Here is a 17,202-nt window from a genome sequence, read left to right on the forward strand (position 1 = left end):
TTCTCGTCCTCGCTGGCGACCCGCCTCAGTCGAACCGACCGCGCCGGTACTGCACCGGCCACTCGACGTCGGCGCCGAGCTCGTGGGCGGCCTCGAGCGGCCAGTACGGGTGTCGGAGCATCTCGCGGCCGAGCGCGACGAGGTCGGCCCGCCCGTTTCGGACGAGGGCGTCGGCGTGGGTCGGCTCCGTGATCCCGCCGACCGCGGCGACGGGGACGTCGGTCCCCTCGCGGATCGCCTCGGCGTACGGCACCTGATACCCCGGCCCCGCGCCGGGGAGCCGCTGGTCCGGATGGATCCCGCCGCCGGAGACGTCGATCAGGTCGGCGCCGGCCTCGGCGAGCAGGGGGGCGAGTCGGACGGAGTCGTCCACATCCCACGAGTCGCGGTCGGGGAGCCAGTCGGTCGCGGAGATCCGGACGAAGACGGGCTCGTCGTCGGGCCAGACCTCGCGGACGGCCTCGACGACCTCGCGGAGCAGGCGGGTGCGGTTCTCGTAGCTCCCGCCGTACTCGTCGTCCCGGTCGTTGGTGACCGGGGAGAGGAACTGGTGGAGCAGATAGCCGTGGGCCGCGTGGACCTCCGCGACCTCGAACCCGATCTCGCGCGAGCGCTCCGCGGCGGCCGCGAACGCGTCGATCACCTCGTCGATCCCCTCGCCGTCCAGCCGGCGGGTCGACGCCAGTTCTCCGTCGTCCGCGTCCGGGTCCGGGTACGGCGCGTCGGTCGCGGACACCGTCTCCCAGCCGCGCTCGCGGTCCTCCGGGATGGGATCGCCGCCCTCGGCCGGGGGTCGGTGCGAGGCCTTCCGACCGGCGTGGGCGAGTTGGATCCCGGCCGTCGCGCCCTGCGATTTGACGAAGTCGACGATCGGCTCGATCGCCTCGGCGTGCTCGTCGGACCAGATCCCCAGGCAGTTCGGGGTGATCCGCCCGCGCGGCTCGACGGCGGTCGCCTCAGTCATCACGACCCCGGCCCCGCCGGCGGCGCGGGAACCGAGGTGGACCCGGTGCCAGTCGTTCGCGAACCCGTCGTCCGCGGAGTACTGGCACATGGGCGACAACATCACGCGGTTGCGGAACTCGGTGTCGCGCAGCGTGAACGGAGTGAAAAGCGAATCCGGCATCGTCTCGTCTGACGGACGCGACGGGCTAAGGGGATCCGATCCCCCGCACGCATCGCCGCCGCCGAAACGCCCTCGGTCGGTTTCCCACCAGTTTAGGCCGACCGAAACCTATAACCCCCCGTGCCCCTGACGGACCGGTAATGACAGCCGGGGACCGGATCGAACGCGAGGTCGAGGAACCGTCGGACGCACGGCCGCGGGTCGAGGCGAGCCGCTGTTCGCCCGAACGCACCGTCTTCACCGAAGAGGGGAACACGGACGCGTGGATCGCGACCGATCTGACCGTCGAGCTGGAGCGATAGCGAGTCGACGCTCCCCGCTGTTCTCCACCGTTCTCTCGCGGTACCGTCGCCGTACCGCTCAGCGCAGCCGCTGCGTCACCGCCCGCCACAGGCGGCCGACGATCCCCGAATCGCTCGACCGATCGGGGTCCGAGAGCCTCCAATCCGCCTTCTCGGCCGCCTCGTCGATCGGCACGTACTCGAAGCCGACGTGGGTCGCGACGCGCCGGCTCGCAGTCGACGTGCCCACGAACACCGCCCGCGGAGCGTCGGTCTCCTCGTGGATGTCGCCGAGCGTCCCCCACTTGTCCCAACTCCGGAGCGCGTAGTCGTTCTCGACGCCCGTCTCGCGGACGAACCGCTCGACGGCGTCCGTGTCGTTGGCGACGATCCCGACGTGGCGGCTCCACTCCCGCGCGTCGGCGAACGCCGCCTCCGGCTCCGCGAGCCGCCGGGCGGCGCCCAGCGAGAGCACGAGCGTCACCTCGCCGGTTCGGTCGTCGGGGTCGTCGACATCGATGCCCATCTCTCGGGTACCCGTTCACGTCCGAGCGGGTAAACGGTGATGGCGGAAGTCGCCCGGCCCGTGTGGTGAGATTTATCCGCGAAGGAGGCGTTCGGTCGGTATCATGGAATTCGAGGCCACCTTCGACACGGACGCGCCGGTGATCGGCATGGTACACCTTCCGCCCCTCCCGGGGGCACCGAAGGCGCCGGACGACGGCGCCGCCGCGATGCGGGACGCGGTCGAGCGCGCCGCCGCCGACGCCCGCGCGCTCGACCGCGGCGGCGTCGACGGGATCATGGTCGAGAACTTCGGCGACGCCCCCTTCTACCCGGACGACGCGCCGAAACACGTCGTCGCGAGCGTCACACGGGCCGCGACGGCGATCACGTCCGAGACCGACCTCCCGCTCGGGATCAACGTCCTCCGCAACGACGCGGAGGCCGCCCTGTCGGTCGCCGCCGCGGTCGACGCCGACTACGTCCGGGTGAACGTCCACACCGGCGCCCGGGTCACGGACCAGGGCGTCGTGCAGGGGAAGGCTCACGAGACGATCCGACTGCGCGACCGACTCGGCGTCGACCTGGGCGTGTTCGCTGACACGGACGTGAAACACTCCGCGCCGCTTTCGGCGGGGGGACACTCCGCGGAGTCGTTCGTCGACACCGCCGAACGCGGGCTCGCCGACGCCGTGATCGCCTCCGGACGCGGGACGGGCGAGGCGATGGACTCGGAGGCGCTCGAAGCGGTCGTCGCCGACCGCGACGCGCACGGGCTCGACACCCCGGTCCTCGTCGGGAGCGGCGTCCGCGCCGACACGATCGGTGACGTGCTCTCGGTCGCCGACGGCGCGATCGTCGGCACCGCGCTCAAGGAGGGCGGCGAGACGACCGCCCCCGTCAACGCGGACCGGGTGGCGGAACTCGTCGCGCGGGCGGACGAGGTGCGGTGAGGCGGCAGGAAGGGGAAGGCGGAGGCTCGCGGCTCCCTCAGAACCCCCGCTCCGCGAGGAACGCCTCCACCTCGTCCCGGGTTGGGAGCCCCGGCTGGGTGAACCGGGACGTGCAGTTGATCGCGGCGACCGCGGCCGCGAAGCGGACGCCGTCTTCGACGCCGACACGCTCGGCGCGCGAGTCGTCGCCACCGGCGATCCACCGGTCGATCAGCGCCGCGACGAACGAGTCCCCGGCGCCCGTGGCGTCGACAACGTCGACGTCGAACGCGTCGATCTCGGTGACTTCGCCGCCAGCGACGACCGTCATTCCGTCGGCGCCGTGAGTGAGGACCGCGCGGGGCCACCCGTCGCCGCCCAGCGACGACTGACCGTCGTCCTCTCGCGCGCGCTGCGCGGCGGCGACGCGGCCCACCGCCGCCTCCGGCCCGCCGAAGTAGGCGGCGGCCGCTACGTCGCCGGCGACGAACAGGTCGGCGGCGTGGAGGAGCCGATGGACCGTCTCCGGCTCGGTCGACCTGTCGACGAGCTCCTCGACCGGGCCCGAGAGGTCGAAGACGAGCGCGGGCGGGTCGGCGGCCGACTCGATCGTGTCGAGCACCGCCCGCGAGACGGCGTCGGGCGTGTAGCCGGTGAGGAAGACGGTCTCGGCCGCCGCGAGTGCCTCACGGTCCGCCTCGTCTAGTTGGAGGCGCCGGAAGCTCTCGCCCGCGGTGACGATGGCGCGCTCGCCCGCGGGGTCGCTGAGGATCACCGACCGCGTCGAGGGGTCGTCACCGACCGAGACGCGCGAGGCGTCGACGCCGGTGTCCGCGAGGTGATCGAGCGCCTGTCGGCCGTACTCGTCGTCGCCGACGCGGCTCACGAGGCCGACCTCGCGCCCGAGTCGGTCGAGCGCGACGCAGACGTTGGCGCCGACGCCGCCGAACGCGGTCGTCACCTCGCTCGCGAACGCGCCGCCGTCCGGCTCGGGGAGGTTGCTGACGGCGTACCACTCGTCGATCGCCGCGGCGCCGACCGCGAGGATCGGAGGCGGTCCGGTCATGGCCGCCACGCTCGCTCTCGTCCGCTCACGCTACGATTCACCGTACACCGCCTCGTGGAGATCCATCGCGGCCGCCTCGGCGATCGGTCCCTCGACCGCCGTGTCACCGTCGGCCCGGCGGATCACCTCCGCGCAGGGGATCGACACCACGTCGCCCGTGAGGGCGTCGAGCGTCTCTCCCGCGACGCCGAAGACGACCCGACCGATCCCTGCGTAGTGGATCCCGGTCGCGCACATCGGGCACGGCTCGGTGCTGGCGTACATCGTGCAGCGGGCGCGCTCGTCGGCGGCGAGTTCGCGGCCGGCCCACCGCGCGAGCGTCAGCTCCGGGTGGGCCGCGAGGTCGTCCTCGGTCAGCGTCTCGTTGCGGCGCTCGGCGACGATCTCACCGTCGAGGACGAGTAGCGCGCCGAACGGCGTGTTCCCCGTCTCGACGGCCTCCTCGGCGAGATCGATCGCGCGATCGACGTACTCGCGGTCGGTCGGGCCGGTTTCGTCGCGGTCGGCCGAGTCGATCTCGTCGCCGTCGTTCGGATCGGTTTCGTCCGGCGCGTTGATGTCGTCCGCCGCGCCGCCGCCTCCCGGATCGGTCATACTCCCGTGTTCTCCCGCGGGCACCTAACCCTTGTCTGACGCGGCGGTCGCGTTTATATACCTCCCGGCGTTACCTCGGCTGTGTCCCGCGTCACCGTCAGCATCGACACCCACGTCCACTCGGACGACAGCTACGACGGCCACGAGCCGGTGGAACTCATCCTGGAACACGCCGCGGAGATCGGGCTCGACGCGGTGGTTATCACCGACCACGACGTGATCGGCGAGTCGAAGCGCGCGGCGGATATCGCCGACGAGTACGGGCTGATCGGTATCCCCGGAGTCGAGGTGTCGACCGCGCACGGTCACCTGCTCGCGATCGGCGTCGAGCGCATGCCGCCGCGCCGACGCCCCTACGACGAGACGATCGCGTGGATCCACGAGCACGGCGGCGTCGCGATCGTTCCCCATCCCTTCCAGCGGTCGCGCCACGGCGTCCGCGAGCGGAATATCCCCGTGCCGGACCCGGAGGACGGGGAGATCGAGGCGAAGGCCGAAGTCGCCGATGCCGATGTGAACACGGAGCCCGACGAGATAGCCGAGGTCGACGCGATCGAGGTGTTCAACGCGTGGCTGTTCACCGGCTATCGCAACCGTCGCGCACGGCGGTTCGCAGCCGAGTACGGCTATCCGGGGATCGCCGCGAGCGACGCGCACCACTTGGAGTACGTCGGGCGCGCGTTCACCGAGGTCGAGATCGAGGGGCGCGAGTCGGTCGACGCGGTCACGGCCGACGACGTGCTCGACGCGGTCCGGAACGGAACGACGCGGGTGGACGGGCGCCGCGCGCCTATCCGGATGGCGGCGAAACACTACGTCGGCGCGGCTGGCCGCAAGTCGGGGTACTACGCGCGGACCGGAGCGGTGCGGAGCGCGACGGCCACGCGCCGCGGGGTCACCGAGGTCGTCTCGACCGTCCGGGTCGCCGTCTCGCAGGGCGCACACCGCGCCGCGCGCGTTCTCTCGTGGGTGACCTGACGGCCCCGACCGGCGAATGACCGTCCCGTCACGGAGACGGGTTTTTGCACGCGGGCGCGAAACGACAGACCATGAGTCACGACAGACGCGAGGCCGGATTCAAACGACGGACCCGCGTCGCGGACGCGCTGGCGACGCTGCTCGACGCGGCCGATCCCCACGGTCGGACCGAGTCGACGCCGCTCGCCGACGCGGACGGACGGATCGTCGCCGAGACGATCGACGCGCCGGCGCCGGTCCCGAGCTACGACCGCGCGGCGATGGACGGGTACGCGGTCCGGGCCGAGGACACCTTCGGCGCGTCCGATCGGTCGCCGGCAGTACTCCGAGCGGTCGACACCGAGGCCGACTCGATAGCCCCCGGCGAGGCCGCGCGCGTCCACACCGGGAGCGCGGTCCCCGAGGGCGCCGACGCCGTCGTGATGATCGAGCAGGTGGAGACGGTCGGCGGCGGAGACGGGGGCGTCGGCGAGGTCGAGGCGTTCGACGCGGTCGCCGAGGGCGAGAACGTCGGCGAGGCGGGCGAGGACGTGGCGGACGGCCAGCGGCTCTTCGAGGCGGGCCACGTCCTCCGGCCGTCCGACCTCGGGCTCCTGAAGTCGGTGGGGCTCGACGCGGTCCCCGTCTACGAGCCGCCGACCGTCGCCGTGATCCCGACCGGCGAGGAGCTGGTGCAGTCCGACCCCGACCCGGGCGAGGTGATCGAGACGAACGGGCTGACGGTCTCGCGGCTGGTCGAGCGGTGGGGCGGGGAGGCCCGCTACCGCGACGTGGTCACCGACGACGAAGACGCGCTCGCGGCCGCGATCGAGGGAGACCTCGACGCCGACGTCGTCGTCACCACCGGGGGGTCCTCGGTGGGTGAGCGCGACCTGCTTCCGGAGGTCGTCGACTCCGTCGGCGAGGTGCTCGTCCACGGCGTCGCGCTGAAGCCGGGGCATCCGGTGTGTCTCGGCGTCGCCGACGACACGCCGGTCGTCTCGCTGCCCGGCTACCCGGTCGCCTGCATCGTCAACGCCGCGCAGTTCCTCCGACCGCTCCAGAAGCACGTCGGCGGGACGACCGCGGACCCGTTCCCGACGCGGCGCGCGAGGCTCGCCCGGAAGGTGCCGAGCGAGCCCGGGACGCGGACGTTCGCGCGGGTGTCGCTCTCGGAGGAGCCCGGCGACGGGGACGCCGCGAGCGACGGGGGAGCGGCGAACCTGCCCGCCGCCACGCCGACCCGCGCCAGCGGCTCCGGAATCCTCTCCAGCGTCGCGCTCGCCGACGGCTGGGTCGTCGTCCCCGAGCCGCGGGAAGGGCTCGACGCGGGGGAAGTCGTCGACGTGGAGCTGTGGGAGGCGAGCCCATGAGCGACCGCAAGGAGTTCCGCGACCTCGCGACGCCCGAGGCCGCCCGCGAGGCGATCGACGGCCTCGATCTCTCGCCGGAGCCGGAAACGGTTTCCCTGGAGGACGCCCGCGACCGGATCCTCGCGGAGCGGGTCGACGCCGCGATCGACGTGCCGGGGTTCGACCGCGCCTCGATGGACGGGTACGCGGTCCGCGCCCGCGACACCTTCGGGGCCGACGAGGTCGATCCCGCCGAGCTCGACCTCGTCGGCGCGGTCCACGCTGGCGCGGCGCCGGACGTGACCGTCGAGCCCGGGACCTGCGCCGAGATCTCCACCGGAGCCGTGATGCCGGACGGCGCCGACGCCGTGGTGATGGTCGAGCGGACGGACGAGGTCGGCGGGGATCCGGACGCGGGGGGAGGCGAACCCGACCGAATCGCGGTCCGGACCGCCGTCGCGCCCGGCGACCACGTGATGAGCGCGGGTGCCGACATCGCCGCGGGCGCCCGCGCGCTCGGTCCCGGGACGCGCCTGACGCCCCGCGAGATCGGCCTGCTCTCGGCGCTCGGCGTCGACGAGGTTCCCGTCGCGGGGAAACCCCGGGTCGGGATCGTCTCGACCGGCGACGAGTTGGTGCGCCCGGGCGAGGATCTCGACCCCTCGCGCGGCGAGATATACGACGTGAACTCGACGACGATCGCGGCCGGCGTCGAGGAGGCGGGCGGCGAGCCCGTTCTCTACCCGCACGCCGGCGACGATTACGACGAGATGGAGCGGCTGCTCCGGCGCGCGGCCGACGAGTGCGACCTCGTGCTCTCGTCGGGGTCGACCTCGGCGAGCGCGGTCGACGTGATCTACCGCGTGATCGAGGAGCGCGGGGAGCTCCTACTCCACGGCGTCGCGGTCAAGCCCGGGAAGCCGATGCTGATCGGGCGGCTCGACCGCGGCGGGAACGAGGCGACGAACGAGAGCGACTCCGCCGGCGCCGCCGGCGGTTCCGGCGCTGCCATCCCTCGAACCGGCGAGTCCGCCTACGTCGGTCTCCCCGGCTACCCCGTCTCCGCGCTGACGATCTTCCGGACGTTCGTCGCGCCCGCGATCCGCGAGGCGGCCGGCCGGTCGGAGCCCGCGACGGCGACCGTCGAAGGCCGGATGGCCGTCGGCGAGCGCTACGGCGAGGGGCGCATGCGCCTGATGCCGGTCGGGCTGCTCGATCTGAACGACGGCGGTCTCCCCCTCGTCTACCCGGTCGACAAGGGGTCCGGCGCGACGACGAGCCTCGTCGAGGCCGACGGCGTCGTCGCGGTAGATCCGGACACCGAGTACCTCGATCGGGACGAGCGCGTCACGGTACGGCTGTTCTCCCCCGACGTGCGTCCCCCGACACTGCTCGGCGTCGGCGAGGACGACCCGGCGCTCAATCGCCTGCTCGACCGCCTCGAACGCCCCCGATACCTGCCGGTCGGTTCCCGAGAGGGGCTCCGCCGGCTCCGCGACGGCGTGCCGGACGTGGCGGTCGTCGCCGGCCCGACCGACCGCGAGGTCGACGCCGTCGACCTCGGCGGGTGGACTCGCGAGTGGGGGCTGGTCGTTCCCGATGGAAACCCCGACGACGTGACGGGGCTCGCCGACCTCGTCGACGGCGACCTGCGGTTCGTCAACCGGCCGACCGACTCGGGGCTCCGTCGGAGCCTCGACGGCGCGCTCGACGACCTCGCGGTCGACCGCGGCGCGTCACGCGGCGATCTCACCGACCGGATCGACGGCTACGAGCTGGCTGTCCGGGCGTTTGAGAGCCCGGTCAGGAAGGTGATCGCCGGCGACGCCGACGCCGGGCTCGGGCTCCGCGAGACGGCGGAACGGCTCGGCTGCGGGTTCGTCCCGCTCGGCGAGCAGGCGGTCGCCGTTCGCGCCGCGCCCGACCGGGTCGAGCGCGACGCGGTCGCGGAACTCGCGGACGCGCTCGATGGTCCCAGCGATCTCCTCGCCGATCTCGCTGGCTACTCGCGGAACAGCCGGAACGACCCCTGACCGACGACGACCTCGGCGGTGTCGCCGTTCGTCGCACTGGTGACGGTCATGTCGCTGACGCCGATCGATCCGCCGGACCTGACGACCGTCGCTTCCGCCCGGAGATCGCCGGTCGCCGGCCGGAGGTAGTTCGCGTTGAGGTTCACCGTCGCGACCCCGCCCGAGAGTGGATCCTCGAAGGCGGTGCGCTGGGCGATCCCGCCCGCGGTGTCGACGAGCGTCGCGGCCACCCCTCCGTGGATGGTGTCGCCGTCGCTGTTCGTCAGCTTGTCGTCGTACGGGATCGAGAGGGCGACCCGTCCGCGCTCGACGACGTCGACAGACGTGTTCAGCCACGAGAGGTAGCCGTGCTCCTCCTCGATCCGCCGCTCGACGAGCTCGACCGCTTCCGCCGACAGCGGCTCCATCGCTTCGATCTCGCTCCGGTCCATACCCCACCGTCAGCGTCCCCCCGCTTGTAGCCCTCGGAACTCGCAACAACGGCAGCGGGGTTGGGGCGGTCGTACCGGGACGAGGACGCCCCACCCGACGTCTTATCCGCGATACCGCGCCATCTGTCCCGTGACCTGACGCGTCGCCCCGCGGCGGCCGAGGCGGGAGCCCGGCGAACCGCCGCGGCGGAGCGTTCGCGCCGGCTGTTCGCCACTCCTCTCGCCAGCCGCTGGTAGCTCCGAACTCACCCGACGCCGAGCCGGATCGGATCGTCGCTCGGGGCGAGGGCGATCGACACGGTCTCATCGAGCTCGAACCGTCTGTCCGGACAGACGAGCTTCGCCCCGAATCCGCCGCCTCCGGCCGCGAACAGCGATAGCCCCACCGCCCGTTCGCCGTTCGCGAGCACGTCGACCGGCTCCCACGCGATGCCGCGTCCTCGCGCGACGCCGACGCGAGTTCCCCACAGCGACACCACCGTCCCGTCCTCGATCGCGTCGAAGGCGCCGCCGCCCGCGTAGTGTGCCAGCCCGCCGTCGAGGGGGACCCCGTCGTCGCTCGCGAGCGCCGCGAACCGCCGACCGGGGTCCGGGTGGATCGGCGCGTCGAGAACGACGTGCGTCGGGCCTCGTTCGACGACCGCGCCGGTTCCGTCCCACCGCATCGGCTCGACGGGCACGTCGACGTCGACCGGGAGCGATCCGCTCGCCCGGAGCGCGTCCGCGCCCGGCGGTCTAAATCCGAGATGAATGTGGTCGTCGACCCACTGCCCGAAGAAACCGGAGCGCGTCAGCGGGCCGAGCGCGTCGCCGACCGCGACGCGCTCGCCGGGCGACACCTCCGGGATCACGTGAAGGATCCGCGCGAGCGTCCCGGGCGCCGCACCGGCTCGTCGGCACCAGTCGTCGTCGAGCTCGACGACGATCAGGTGGTCCTCGTCGGCGGCGTACGGGCGGTCCGGGCAGCCGACGGTCCGCGTCTCGCGGACGACGCCGGCGACCGGCGAAACCCCCGTCTCGCCGTCCGGGTAGAGGTCGATCGCGCGTCCCTCGTCGTGTGCGGGGTACGGGGAGTTGAACCGAGAGAACCGTCGGTAGCGGTCGAGTACCGCGGCCGGGAGCGAAACGGTCATCGGATCGTCACGTGGGGCTCGACGGCCAAGTGGGCGTCGGAGTCGGCCATCGCGGTCAAATCCGACACGACCGTCTACGCCCCGGATCAGTCGTCGGCGGGCTCGATTCCCGAGATCACGAAGCGTGCGCCACCGGACGCCGACTCCTCGACGGAGAACTCCCAGCCGTGAGCCTCGGCGATGTCGCCGACGATGGCGAGCCCGAGCCCGGTTCCGCCGCCGAGAGAGACGCCGCGCTCGGTCACCTGTGAGCGCTGGTCCGGCGGTACGCCGGGGCCGTCGTCGGCGACCGCAAGCGCGATACCGTCGTCGCGGTGTGCGATCTCGACTCGCACCGTCACGTCCTCGCCGGCGTGTTCGATCGCGTTGCGGAACAGGTTCGAGAGGAGCTGTTCGAGCCGATCGCCGTCGGCCAGCGCGGGTACGTCCGGACCGTCGACCGACAGCGTCGCGTCTCCGGTTTCGAGCCGCGACCAGACGCGTCTGGCCGACCCGTCGAGCGAGACGCGGTCGACCTCGTCGACCGACTTCCCGGCGGTCGCCAGCGACAGCAGCCCCTCGATCAGGTCGTCCATCCGCTCGTGAGCGTTCGCGGCGCGGTCGAGGGCGTCATCGTTGTCTGCAGGGGCGCTGCGGGCGAGTTCCACCGCAGCGGTCGCCGCTGCGAGCGGATTGCGGAGGTCGTGTGAGACGACGCCGGCGAAGTCCTCCAGCCGCTCGTTTTGCCGCTCTAACTCGGACTCGCGGCGCTCCAGCTCGGCCTGTCGGCGCTCGCGTTCAGTCACGTCTCGGAGCAGAAACACGTGTCCGCGGTCGGTCCCGCGAGGGTCCGTGATCGGGTCCTCTTGGATGTCGAACTGCCGTCCGCCGATCGATATCGGGTGTTCCACGCCGACCTCCAAGCTCGGGAACACGTCCGACAGCGATGATTCGACCGCCTCCGGCGGCAAGATCTCCTCTGCCGCCGGGTTGAGGTCTCGTATCTGGCCGTCGGAGCCGGCGACGATGACGGGGTCCTGCATCACCTCGACGGCCGTGTCGCGGGCGACGACAGCCGCGTCGAGCGTGCCGAGCCAGAAGACGGTCCCGTACAGGAAGACCCCGTGGACCACCAGCCCCGCCGGGAACCACGCGAGGTTCGCGTAGCTCCCCACGTCGACGACAGTGACGATCCCGCCCAAGAACGGGAACAGCGTTCCGAGCAGGATCACGAACGTCTGGAGCCGGTAGCGATTCCCGGTCCGTCGATACAGATCGACGACGACGAGAGTGCCGGCGATACACAATCCGTAGGCGTAGAGCACGAACGCTGCGTCCGCGATCCCGAGCCCGAACGAGAGCAGCGTGAATGGCCCCTCGACAACGGCCGTCAGCGCTCGGCGAGAGAGCCCGTGAGTCCCACTTGACCAAGCGGTCAACACCCAGACGAACGCCGGGACCGCGAGCGCGACGGTTCGGTTCTCCGTACGCCACCGATCGTGGCCGGAGAACGCGAGCACGAACGCCATCCAGATGCCGGGGATCGCGGCGAGAAGCGGCGTCGAGAGGTTGAGTGCCACGACCATCGCCAGCTCGCTCGCGCTGGCGACTCTGACGGCGTACAGCAGCGAGATGCCACCCCCACAGAGCAGGTAGAGTGCGACTTCGGTGCCGCCGGGCTCCTCCCGGTCGGTCCACGCGACGTGGCCGAGCCCCAGCCCGATGACCCCGGCGAGCAGGCAGGCTGCGAGATACGCCTGCACCGGCAGCGCGCCGAGATCGCTCATCGTTACCTGACACAGTCAGAGGGCCGGCAAAACGTTTGTGTCACGCGCTCGTGGCCGCCCCCAACCGCGGACGACACGCGACGGACACGCGCCGTAAGCGGCTTGTCCGGCCGCCCCCTCTCGGCCGATATGCGCGTGCTCAGGGGTCGAGACCCTCGTCCCAAAGCGGACCGAGAGCACACGGCGGAGCTGCTCGCGAGCGCGAGCACGGGCGCCGGGACGCCGGGGCTCCGGGTGTGGACACCGCCTCGACAGGTCGCCTTCGGTCGCCGCGACGCCACCGAGCCGGGCTTCGAGCGAGCGAAGCGGCTCGCCGCCGAGCGGGGGTTCGAGCCGATCGAGCGCGACGTGGGGGGGCGAGCCGTCGCGTATCCGGGCGACACGCTCGCGTTCGCGCACGCGATCCCGCTCGGCGACGGCCGCAATCTCGGGTCGATCGCGGACCGGTACGAGCGCGCAACCGAGACCGTCATCGGAGCGTTGCGGAGCCTCGGCGCGGACGTATCACCCGGCGAGCCGCCGGAGTCGTTCTGCCCCGGCGACCACTCGGTCCGCGTTACGGGTGGCGGGAAGGTCGCGGGGATCGCTCAGCGGGTCCGAGGGGACGCCGCGCTCGTGGCCGGCTGTCTGGTTGTCACGAGGAGCGACGCGTGCGATATCGCCGACGCCACGGGCGAGGTGTACGGTGCCCTCGGCGTTCCGTTCGACCCGGAGACGGTCGGGAGCGTCGCGGAGGCGGGCGGTCCGGAGAACCCGAATCCCGCCGCACGGGCGCTGGAAGACGCGTTCGTCGACGGACCGTGGGGCGACGGTGACCCCCGGATCGACTGGATCGATCGCGACGGCTGAGCGGCGATCGCCGCTCTCGACGCGGTTCGTGGACGGGTTGCGTGCGGATTCGGGCGGCTCTCGGCGGATCGCGGTTTCGACGTGCTTTTTATTCGCGGGGGTCTCGGTTCGCCCATGGCCGAATTCAAAGTCGTCATCGCCGACCCCGACACCGGCGAGACGTTCCAGCGAGAGGTCGACGGACAGGACGCCAACCGGTTCCTCGGTCGCGAGATCGGCGACGAGATCGGCGGCGACGCCGTCGGGCTCTCCGAGCACACGATCGAGATCACCGGCGGCTCCGACGAGACCGGCCGCCCGATGCGCGAGGACGTCTCCGGGACCCGCCTGAAGGAGCTCCTGTTAGAGGGCGGCGTCGGCTTCGATCCGTCCCGGGAGGGCGAGCGCAAGCGTATCACCGTCCGCGGCCGCGAGGTCGACGACGACGTGGCCCAGATCAACGTCTCGGTCGTCGACGGCGACGACGTCGCCGCCGCGCTCGGCGAGGACGACGGCGACGCCGACGAGGAGTAAACGTCCCTTTTCGATGCCCCGCGTCCCCTCCGACGACGAGGGCGTCGCCTCGGTCCGCGTCTCGCTCGCCCGGAGCGGCGGCACTCGTCGGCCCTGCGTCCGGATCCCGAACGACGACGCGCTCGACGGTCGCGTCGAGTCCGGGAGCTGCGAGTCGCTGTCGCTCGCCGCGGGCGAGGTCGTTCGCGTCGCCATCGACCGCGAGGAGTACTACGCGCCGGTGCGAAGCGACGGCGAGGGGCGGCTCGTCCGGGGCGCGTTCGACAACCGACGGCTCGCGCGCGAGCCCGGCGAGGGGGCGAACCGCCTCGCCGAGTGGCTCGACGAGAACGACCGCGAACCGGGCGACGCCGTCGTCCTCGACGTCGTCGTTCCCGGCGAGCAGTACGGCCTCCGGATACCCGGCGAGCGAACGGTGTACGATGCGACGCGCGGTCCCCGGTCGTCGCTGTCGGACATCGCTCGCGACCTCGACGGCTGAGTTCGGCCGGGCCGTCCCGACGCCCGCTGCTTTCTCAGCGACACGCGTGCCGGATCGCTTATTCTCACGCGGACCCGATCCCGGCGTATGCAAGAGGTCGACGCGGATCTGACGGCGCTCGACCGCGGGATCATCAACGCCTTCCAGGGCGGGTTCCCGGTGACCGAGCGCCCCTTCGAACCGGCCGCGGCCGCGCTCCGCGAACACGGGATCGACGTGACCGGCTCGGAGCTGTGCGAGCGCGTGCGCGAACTCGACGAGGCGGGGACCCTCTCCCGGTTCGGGGCGCTCGTCAACGCCGAGGAGATCGGCGGGGCCGCGTCGCTCGTGGCCATGCACGCGCCCGAGGACCGGTACGACGAGATCGCGGAGACGGTCAACGAGTTCACCGCGGTGGCGCACAACTACGAGCGCGAGCACCCGCACCTCAACATGTGGTTCGTCGTGAGCGTCGCCGACCACCCGGACCCGGACAAGGACGGGAGCGATCGAGTTGACGAGGTGCTCGCGGAGATCGAGGCCGCGACCGGGCAGGAGACGTACAACCTCCCGAAGGTCCGCGAGTTCCACGTCGGCGCGAAGTTCCTCGTCGACGGCCCGGTTCCCGACGGAGACGTGGATCAATCGGATCTCGGACCCGCGGTCTCGCCCAGCGACCGGTCGACGCTCACGCCCGAGGAGCGCGACCTCGTCGTCGAGATCCAGGGCGGGCTCCCGGTCACTGAGACGCCGTACGCCGACGTGGCGGCCGCGATCGGCGCCGACACCGACTGGGTGATCGAGACGATAAAGCGGTTCGACGCGGAGGGGAAGGTGCGCCGCGTCGGCGTCATCCCGAACCACTACGCGCTCGGGTACACCGAGAACGGGATGACCGTCTGGGACGTGCCCGAGAAGGCCCTCGACGAGGTCGGCCCGGCGGTCGCGGGACTCGGCTTCGTCACCCACTGCTACCAGCGCCCCCGGCACGCGGGCGTCTGGGAGTACAACTTCTTCGCGATGACGCACGGGCGGACGGAGGCCGAAAGCGAGCGCCGGATCGCGGAGGTGAAGGAGCTGATGGACGAGTACTGGGAGGTCGGTGAGGGCGACTGGGACACGCTGTTCTCCACGCGAATCTTAAAGAAGACGGGGATCCGCATCGCCGACCGCGCCGACAGCAACACGGCGTGATCCCGCTCTACCACGACTTCACCGGCGAGAGGGTGCTGGTGTTCGGCGGCGGCACCGTCGGATCGCGGAAGGCGTCACGGTTCGCCGACGAGGCGCGGGTCGTCGTCGTGAGCCCCGCGTTCGACGACCGGCTAGCCGCTCTCGCCGAGGGGGAGTCGGTGGAACTCGTCCGCTCCGCACCTGACCCCGACGCTGTCCGCGACTGGATCGACCGCGTCGACCCCGCACTCGTCGTCGCCGCCACGGACGACGCGGCGATCAACGCGGCGGCCGAGGCGGCCGCGCTCGACGCCGACGCGCTCGCCAACCGGACCGACGTGTCGGCCGCGGACCGCTCGGGCGGCCGAGGGGCAGGGAGCGTCGTCGTCCCGGCGACGGTCGAGGACGGTCCGGTCGGAGTGGCGCTCTCGACCGGGGGCGCGAGCCCGGCGCTCGCGAAGGCGCTCCGCGAGCGGATCGAGACGGAGATCGACGGCGCCGGCGCGATGGCGGAGCTGTCGGGAACGCTCCGGGCGGAGCTCAAAGGCCGAGGCGTCGCGCCCGAGAAACGCCGAGAAGCGATCCGCCGCGTCGTGCGATCCGAGGGGGTTTGGAAGGCTTTACAAAAGGGGGATTCCTACGGTCGGCAAGAGGCGGATTCCGTGATCGAGGAGGTACTCACCAGATGAAGGAGACGGGCGCTATTACGGGCGTGAGCGTCGCCCACTCCCGCGCGACGGTCGACGAGATCGAGGCCGCGGGGGGCGACGGCGTCCGCGCCACCGTCTCGGACCTGCTCGCGCGCGACGGGGTGGAGGAGGCGTTCGCGCTCCAGACCTGCAACCGCTCGGAGGCGTACGTCGTCACCGACCGGACCGTCGACGGCTCGGTCGCGCTGGAGTCGTTCGCCCCGGAGGTCCGCGGCGGCGCGGTCCGCCGACTCGACCACGAGGAGAGCCTGGAACACCTGATGCGGGTCGCTTCCGGGCTCGAATCGCTCGTGCTCGGCGAGGACCAGATCATCGGCCAGCTCCGCGAGGCGTACGAGGAGTCGAAGTCCGCGGGGGGAATTGGTCCCGTGCTGAAAGACGGAGTGACGAAGGCGCTCCACGTCGGCGAACGCGCGCGCAACGAGACGGCGATCAACGAGGGCGTCGTCTCGCTCGGCTCGGCCGCGGTGCGGTTGGCCGCCACCGAGATCGACCTCACCGACGGCACCGCCGTCGTGGTCGGTGCCGGTGAGATGGGTACGCTCGCGGCTCGGACGCTCGACGACACCCCGGTCTCGGAGATCGTCGTGGCGAACCGAACGGTGCCGAACGCGGCGTTCGTCGCCGAGGAGGTCGACACCCCCGCGGAGGCGGTCCCCCTCGCCGACCTCCCGACCGTGGTCCCGGACGCCGACCTCGTGATCGCGGCGACCGGCAGCCCGGACCCGGTGATCGAGTCGAAGCAGGTAATGGGCGCCGGCCGGCTCGTCTGTATCGACATCGCGCAGCCGCGGGACGTGGATCCCGAACTCTCCGACCGCGACGGCGTCACGCTGTACGACATCGACGCCTTGGAGGACGTGACCCGTCGAACTCGCGAGAGCCGCGAGGCGGAGGCGCGGGAGGTCGAGGCGATCATCGACGACGAGCTCGACCGCATCTTGGAGGCGTACAAGCGCAAGCGCGCCGACGACGCCATCTCGGCGATGTACGCCGGCGCCGACCGCGTGAAGGCCCGCGAGGTCGACCGCGCCGTCTCGAAGCTCGAGGCGCAGGGGGAACTGACCGACGAACAGCGCGAGGTCGTCGAGGATATGGCGGACGCGTTGGTCGGCCAACTGCTCGCCGCCCCCACTCGGTCGCTGCGAGACGCCGCCGGCGAGGACGACTGGGAGACGATCCGCACCGCGCTCCGGCTGTTCGACCCCGAGTTCGACACGCTACCGGAGGGGCCGAGCGGGAGCGAGTCCGGACAGGACGTGGCCCCCGGCGACGTCGAAGCTCCGCCCGACTCGATCACCGAGGAGCTCGACGACTGACCC

Annotated in this window: 18 protein-coding genes; 11 read left to right on the forward strand and 7 right to left on the reverse strand. The window is 71.9% G+C overall.

The features are described from left to right. Nucleotides 1–25: 25 nt before the first annotated feature. Nucleotides 26–1,126 carry an NADH:flavin oxidoreductase/NADH oxidase gene (locus FGL94_RS05000; protein ID WP_144921636.1) on the reverse strand — a complete coding sequence of 367 codons (1,101 nt, stop codon included), beginning with the start codon at nucleotides 1,124–1,126 and terminating at the stop codon, nucleotides 26–28. Nucleotides 1,127–1,266: 140 nt separating this feature from the next. Here FGL94_RS05000 and FGL94_RS18165 point away from each other — a divergent pair, with 140 nt between their 5' ends. Then, entirely contained in the window at nucleotides 1,267–1,428 is a 162-nt protein-coding gene (locus tag FGL94_RS18165) for a hypothetical protein (RefSeq protein ID WP_186313333.1), read from the forward strand. A gap of 58 nt (nucleotides 1,429–1,486) precedes the next feature. Here the strand turns inward: FGL94_RS18165 and FGL94_RS05005 are convergent, their stop codons facing one another. Next, a complete protein-coding gene (locus FGL94_RS05005; RefSeq protein WP_144921639.1) occupies nucleotides 1,487–1,933 on the reverse strand; it encodes a DUF7124 domain-containing protein in 447 nt (148 codons plus the stop codon). A 103-nt stretch (nucleotides 1,934–2,036) separates the two neighbouring features. On the opposite strand from FGL94_RS05005, the gene FGL94_RS05010 reads away from it, so the two are divergent. Then, on the forward strand, nucleotides 2,037–2,864 hold the full coding sequence (locus tag FGL94_RS05010) for a BtpA/SgcQ family protein (protein ID WP_144921642.1): 828 nt from the start codon (nucleotides 2,037–2,039) through the stop codon (nucleotides 2,862–2,864). A 37-nt stretch (nucleotides 2,865–2,901) separates the two neighbouring features. Here FGL94_RS05010 and FGL94_RS05015 read toward each other — a convergent pair whose 3' ends face one another. Next, nucleotides 2,902–3,909, reverse strand: coding sequence for a carbohydrate kinase family protein (locus FGL94_RS05015; protein WP_144921645.1), 1,008 nt, complete (start codon nucleotides 3,907–3,909; stop codon nucleotides 2,902–2,904). 30 nt (nucleotides 3,910–3,939) lie between these two features. Next, a complete protein-coding gene (locus tag FGL94_RS05020) occupies nucleotides 3,940–4,503 on the reverse strand; it encodes a nucleoside deaminase (protein WP_241659133.1) in 564 nt (187 codons plus the stop codon). Nucleotides 4,504–4,584: 81 nt separating this feature from the next. On the opposite strand from FGL94_RS05020, the gene FGL94_RS05025 reads away from it, so the two are divergent. From FGL94_RS05025 to FGL94_RS05035, 3 genes are all read left to right on the forward strand, one after another. Further along, nucleotides 4,585–5,481 (forward strand): CehA/McbA family metallohydrolase, encoded by an 897-nt coding sequence (locus FGL94_RS05025; RefSeq protein WP_144921648.1) that lies wholly within the window; start codon nucleotides 4,585–4,587, stop codon nucleotides 5,479–5,481. A 71-nt stretch (nucleotides 5,482–5,552) separates the two neighbouring features. Further along, complete coding sequence (locus FGL94_RS05030) at nucleotides 5,553–6,833, forward strand: molybdopterin molybdotransferase MoeA (RefSeq protein ID WP_144921651.1); 1,281 nt, start codon at nucleotides 5,553–5,555, stop codon at nucleotides 6,831–6,833. Continuing rightward, nucleotides 6,830–8,845, forward strand: a complete 2,016-nt coding sequence (locus FGL94_RS05035) for a molybdopterin biosynthesis protein (RefSeq protein ID WP_144921654.1) — start codon at nucleotides 6,830–6,832, stop codon at nucleotides 8,843–8,845. The genes FGL94_RS05030 and FGL94_RS05035 overlap by 4 nt, the downstream gene beginning before the upstream one ends. Here the strand turns inward: FGL94_RS05035 and FGL94_RS05040 are convergent. The 3 genes from FGL94_RS05040 to FGL94_RS05050 form a co-directional block, all read right to left on the reverse strand. Then, complete coding sequence (locus FGL94_RS05040) at nucleotides 8,815–9,276, reverse strand: PaaI family thioesterase (protein WP_144921656.1); 462 nt, start codon at nucleotides 9,274–9,276, stop codon at nucleotides 8,815–8,817. The two genes, FGL94_RS05035 and FGL94_RS05040, sit on opposite strands and share 31 nt — an antisense overlap. 245 nt (nucleotides 9,277–9,521) lie before the next feature. Next, nucleotides 9,522–10,409, reverse strand: a complete 888-nt coding sequence (locus FGL94_RS05045) for a hypothetical protein (protein ID WP_144921659.1) — start codon at nucleotides 10,407–10,409, stop codon at nucleotides 9,522–9,524. A gap of 86 nt (nucleotides 10,410–10,495) precedes the next feature. Continuing rightward, a complete protein-coding gene (locus FGL94_RS05050; RefSeq protein ID WP_144921662.1) occupies nucleotides 10,496–12,175 on the reverse strand; it encodes a sensor histidine kinase in 1,680 nt (559 codons plus the stop codon). A gap of 129 nt (nucleotides 12,176–12,304) precedes the next feature. Here FGL94_RS05050 and FGL94_RS05055 point away from each other — a divergent pair, with 129 nt between their 5' ends. The 6 genes from FGL94_RS05055 (at nucleotide 12,305) to hemA (ending at nucleotide 17,199) form a co-directional block, all read left to right on the forward strand. Beyond that, the gene (locus FGL94_RS05055; protein WP_144921665.1) at nucleotides 12,305–13,024 is read left to right on the forward strand and encodes a lipoate--protein ligase family protein; all 720 of its coding nucleotides are present in this window, start codon (nucleotides 12,305–12,307) and stop codon (nucleotides 13,022–13,024) included. 114 nt (nucleotides 13,025–13,138) lie between these two features. Further along, on the forward strand, nucleotides 13,139–13,537 hold the full coding sequence (locus FGL94_RS05060) for a 30S ribosomal protein S6e (protein WP_144921668.1): 399 nt from the start codon (nucleotides 13,139–13,141) through the stop codon (nucleotides 13,535–13,537). A 13-nt stretch (nucleotides 13,538–13,550) separates the two neighbouring features. Beyond that, the gene (locus FGL94_RS05065) at nucleotides 13,551–14,018 is read left to right on the forward strand and encodes a DUF7112 family protein (RefSeq protein ID WP_144921671.1); all 468 of its coding nucleotides are present in this window, start codon (nucleotides 13,551–13,553) and stop codon (nucleotides 14,016–14,018) included. An 87-nt stretch (nucleotides 14,019–14,105) separates the two neighbouring features. Next, entirely contained in the window at nucleotides 14,106–15,191 is a 1,086-nt protein-coding gene (gene ahbB, locus FGL94_RS05070) for a siroheme decarboxylase subunit beta (RefSeq protein WP_144921674.1), read from the forward strand. Further along, nucleotides 15,188–15,859 carry a precorrin-2 dehydrogenase/sirohydrochlorin ferrochelatase family protein gene (locus tag FGL94_RS05075; protein ID WP_144921677.1) on the forward strand — a complete coding sequence of 224 codons (672 nt, stop codon included), beginning with the start codon at nucleotides 15,188–15,190 and terminating at the stop codon, nucleotides 15,857–15,859. Before ahbB ends, FGL94_RS05075 begins: the two co-directional genes overlap by 4 nt. Beyond that, entirely contained in the window at nucleotides 15,856–17,199 is a 1,344-nt protein-coding gene (gene hemA, locus FGL94_RS05080) for a glutamyl-tRNA reductase (RefSeq protein WP_144921679.1), read from the forward strand. The genes FGL94_RS05075 and hemA overlap by 4 nt, the downstream gene beginning before the upstream one ends. The last annotated feature ends 3 nt before the right edge of the window (nucleotides 17,200–17,202 follow it).

The organism is Halorubrum salsamenti, from assembly GCF_007671685.1.
GTDB lineage: Archaea > Halobacteriota > Halobacteria > Halobacteriales > Haloferacaceae > Halorubrum > Halorubrum salsamenti.

Coding starts and splice junctions, on each gene's coding strand:
- FGL94_RS05000 (WP_144921636.1), bottom strand. CDS start 1,126: ATGCCGGATTCGCTTTTCACTCCGTTCACGCTGCGCGACACCGAGTTC.
- FGL94_RS18165 (WP_186313333.1), top strand. CDS start 1,267: ATGACAGCCGGGGACCGGATCGAACGCGAGGTCGAGGAACCGTCGGAC.
- FGL94_RS05005 (WP_144921639.1), bottom strand. CDS start 1,933: ATGGGCATCGATGTCGACGACCCCGACGACCGAACCGGCGAGGTGACG.
- FGL94_RS05010 (WP_144921642.1), top strand. CDS start 2,037: ATGGAATTCGAGGCCACCTTCGACACGGACGCGCCGGTGATCGGCATG.
- FGL94_RS05015 (WP_144921645.1), bottom strand. CDS start 3,909: ATGACCGGACCGCCTCCGATCCTCGCGGTCGGCGCCGCGGCGATCGAC.
- FGL94_RS05020 (WP_241659133.1), bottom strand. CDS start 4,503: ATGACCGATCCGGGAGGCGGCGGCGCGGCGGACGACATCAACGCGCCG.
- FGL94_RS05030 (WP_144921651.1), top strand. CDS start 5,553: ATGAGTCACGACAGACGCGAGGCCGGATTCAAACGACGGACCCGCGTC.
- FGL94_RS05035 (WP_144921654.1), top strand. CDS start 6,830: ATGAGCGACCGCAAGGAGTTCCGCGACCTCGCGACGCCCGAGGCCGCC.
- FGL94_RS05040 (WP_144921656.1), bottom strand. CDS start 9,276: ATGGACCGGAGCGAGATCGAAGCGATGGAGCCGCTGTCGGCGGAAGCG.
- FGL94_RS05045 (WP_144921659.1), bottom strand. CDS start 10,409: ATGACCGTTTCGCTCCCGGCCGCGGTACTCGACCGCTACCGACGGTTC.
- FGL94_RS05050 (WP_144921662.1), bottom strand. CDS start 12,175: ATGAGCGATCTCGGCGCGCTGCCGGTGCAGGCGTATCTCGCAGCCTGC.
- FGL94_RS05055 (WP_144921665.1), top strand. CDS start 12,305: ATGCGCGTGCTCAGGGGTCGAGACCCTCGTCCCAAAGCGGACCGAGAG.
- FGL94_RS05060 (WP_144921668.1), top strand. CDS start 13,139: ATGGCCGAATTCAAAGTCGTCATCGCCGACCCCGACACCGGCGAGACG.
- FGL94_RS05065 (WP_144921671.1), top strand. CDS start 13,551: ATGCCCCGCGTCCCCTCCGACGACGAGGGCGTCGCCTCGGTCCGCGTC.
- ahbB (WP_144921674.1), top strand. CDS start 14,106: ATGCAAGAGGTCGACGCGGATCTGACGGCGCTCGACCGCGGGATCATC.
- hemA (WP_144921679.1), top strand. CDS start 15,856: ATGAAGGAGACGGGCGCTATTACGGGCGTGAGCGTCGCCCACTCCCGC.